The 2,878-nt window shown below is 70.2% G+C and carries 4 protein-coding genes; 3 read left to right on the top strand and 1 reads right to left on the bottom strand.

Annotation, left to right across the window (positions count from 1 at the left end):
* On the bottom strand, positions 1–372 hold a 372-nt coding region (locus HUK84_RS14140; protein WP_176640864.1), incomplete at its 3' end, for a hypothetical protein.
* Positions 373–588: 216 nt separating this feature from the next.
* Here HUK84_RS14140 and HUK84_RS14135 point away from each other — a divergent pair.
* The 3 genes from HUK84_RS14135 to HUK84_RS14125 all read left to right on the top strand — a co-directional run.
* On the top strand, positions 589–1,503 hold the full coding sequence (locus HUK84_RS14135; RefSeq protein WP_176640863.1) for a DnaJ C-terminal domain-containing protein: 915 nt from the start codon (positions 589–591) through the stop codon (positions 1,501–1,503).
* A complete protein-coding gene (locus tag HUK84_RS14130; RefSeq protein ID WP_176640862.1) occupies positions 1,500–1,832 on the top strand; it encodes a chaperone modulator CbpM in 333 nt (110 codons plus the stop codon). Before HUK84_RS14135 ends, HUK84_RS14130 begins: the two co-directional genes overlap by 4 nt.
* 347 nt (positions 1,833–2,179) lie before the next feature.
* Positions 2,180–2,878 (top strand): metallophosphoesterase family protein (locus tag HUK84_RS14125; protein ID WP_176640861.1); only part of this gene is annotated, 699 nt, incomplete at its 3' end.

The raw sequence follows: 2,878 nt of genomic DNA, 5'->3' as shown, positions 1-2,878 counted from the left end.
GGGCTGGTCGCCCGGCTTCGGGGTCTCGATGCGCTGCCAGGCGCCGCGGCTCTCCATGCAGCGGGCGTAATTCTGGCGCAGCCGCCGGAACTGGTTGCCCCCGCCGCCCGCCTGCAGCGCCGATCCCGACGGGGCGGCGGCAACCGAGGCGTCGGTCTGGCAGAAGGCGTCGTCCGATTTATATTCGGCGCTGTCGCGGTCCAGGATGGCCTGGTAGCCGCCGACCGAACCATAGACCGTATGTTCCTTGTGCCGGGCCTGCGCCGGATCGGTAAGGCCCGCGAGCGCGGCGAGGATCGCGCCGAAGACCACGCCTGGAACGGCGATGCGAATGGCCGGACGCTGCGGCCGCTTGGGTTCGATGACGGTCATTCTCTCTCCTGGCCGCGTCCCCGTGGCGGCATCCGTTCTATCCCTGCCCGCCGCGCGGGTGAAGGGGCGCCGGGCGTGTGGGGGAAGGGGGGACATTGACCCTTTGCCGGGCTGTCCCCATTATTTTGCCGATATGGGGTCTCCGGCGCAGATCGGAACGGCAGCGGCGTGCCTGCCGGCGTACCCGGGCCAGTGGCAGGGAGATGACGCACCGTCGTGAGCACCGATCCTTATGAGATCCTCGGCCTGTCGCGTACGGCCAGCCAGGACGATATCCGCAAGGCATACCGCAAGCTGGCCAAGAAATGGCATCCGGACCTCAATCCCGGCGACAAGGCGGCCGAAGAGAAGTTCAAGGCGATCGGTACGGCCCACGCGCTGCTGTCGGACCCCGAACAGCGCGCGCGCTTCGACCGGGGCGAGATCGACGCAGCGGGGCAGGAGCGTGGCTGGGCGCCGCCGGGCGGCGGCTATCGCGACCAGGCCGAGGGCGCGCAGGGGTTCCGCTATTCCGCCGGCGGGTTTTCCGAGGATGATCTGGGCGACATATTCGGCTCGATGTTCGGGCAGCAGCGCGGATTCCGCCGCCGGCCACAGGGGCCGGCGCGGGGCGAGGACCGCCATTTTTCGCTGACCGTCAGCTTCATCGACGCCGTCAACGGCAGCACGGCCCGTATCACCCTGCCGGGTGGGGGCACGCTGGATGTCCGTATTCCGCCGGGGGTCGAGGACGGCCAGGTCATGCGTCTGCGCGGCAAGGGGGGCGAGGGGCATCAGGGCGCGCCGCCGGGCGATGCGCTGATCACGCTCAGCATCGCCCCCAGCACGCAATATACCCGCGACGGCGACGATATCCGCATGACCCAGCCGATCGGGCTGAAGACCGCCGTGCTGGGCGGCGCCGTCACGATCCCGACGCCGGGCGGCCCGGTGGCGATGAACGTGCCCGCGCACTCCGACAGCGGCCGCGTGCTGCGCCTGCGGGGGCGGGGGGTCAAGGCCCATGCGGGGCGCGAGGCCGGAAATCTCTACGTCACGCTTCAGGTCACGATCGGCCAGCCGGACGCGGCGCTCGAGAAATTCCTGAAATCATGGACGCCTCCCGGCGGGCCGGATGGCGGGGCGGCATGACGATCACGATCGAAACCCTGTGCCTGCGCCTGGGCGGCGTCACGGTCGCGGATATCGAGCATTGGATCGATTCCGCCTGGCTGCGGCCCGAGGGTGCGCCGGGCGACTACCGGTTCCATGACATCGACGTGGCGCGGGCGCGGCTGATCGTCGAATTGCGCGCCGATCCGGGCATCGGCGATGACGGCATGGGGGTGGTGCTGTCGCTGCTGGATCAGCTTTATGACGCGCGGCGGCAGATGATCCGCCTGCGCGCGGTGCTCGACCAGCCGCAGGCGGCGGACCTGCGTATCCGCCTTGCCGGCCTGCTGGAGCAATGCGTCATCTGACGGAATCGGCCGGCTTGCCCTGTAGCGCGCGGCGCTGATTCTGCAGGTGTCGGCGATGGCGGGCATGGATGGCGCGTACCGCCTCGGACATGGCGGGGCGCGGCCGGCGGGACCGTGCCGCGGGACGGGAAGCCGGGCGGACGGCGGGCGGAGGTGCCATGGAAAGACCTTGAACCTGTCTGCGAACCTGCAAGGCCGCGCGGCGGACCTGCCGGGCGGTGTGATGCAGGGTCGCCCGGGCCCGTGTCGGAATTGCGGCGGGGTGTCGCCGGGTGTCGCCGGGGCGGCGGCATGGAAGCGCGGCGCCGGCCTCTGGCCTGGCACGCCGCTTCGGGCGATAAGGCGTCATGCGCCTGATTCACACGTCAGACTGGCAGATCGGCAAGGTCTTCCGTTTCGCCGATGACGACATCCTGTCCGTCCTGCAGCAGGAAAGGCTGGAGGCGATCGGCCGCATCGGCCGCCTGGCCCGGAGCGAGGGGGCGGACGCGATCCTGGTCGCGGGCGATGTCTATGATTATGCCCGCCCGGCCGAACGGACGCTGCGCCAACCGGTCGAACGCATGCGGCAATTCCCCGACCTGCGCTGGCACCTGATTCCCGGCAATCACGATTTCCACGAACCGGACGGATTGTGGGACCGTCTGCTGCGGATGGGCCTGCCGGACAATATATCCGTGCATCTCGGCCATGATCCGGCGCCGCTGGATGCGGCGGGCACGGCCTGGATCATTCCCGCCGGGCTGGGGCATCGCCACGTCATTGGCGACCCCACCGCGCGGATGGATGCGGCCCCGACGCCCGAGGGCGCGATTCGCCTGGGCCTGGCCCATGGTTCGGTCCGCGATTTCGGCGACGGCGCGCCCGACCATAACCGGATCGCCATCGATCGCGCCCGGCAGGCCGGCCTGACCTATCTGGCGCTGGGGGACTGGCACGGCGCGGTGCGCATCGATTCGCGGACCTGGTATTCCGGCACGCCGGAAATCGACGGGTTCGACCTGGGCGGCGCGGGCGGCGGCCAGGCGCTGCTGGTCACGCTGGAC

Source organism: Nguyenibacter vanlangensis, assembly GCF_013376155.1.
Lineage (GTDB): Bacteria > Pseudomonadota > Alphaproteobacteria > Acetobacterales > Acetobacteraceae > Gluconacetobacter > Gluconacetobacter vanlangensis.
Note: the sequence above shows the minus strand (reverse complement) of the source record. Positions and strands in the feature narration are given on the sequence as shown.

What these genes read in the sequence shown, in the direction of transcription:
- HUK84_RS14130 (WP_176640862.1), top strand. Translation starts at nt 1,500, where the DNA reads ATGACGATCACGATCGAAACCCTGTGCCTGCGCCTGGGCGGCGTCACG.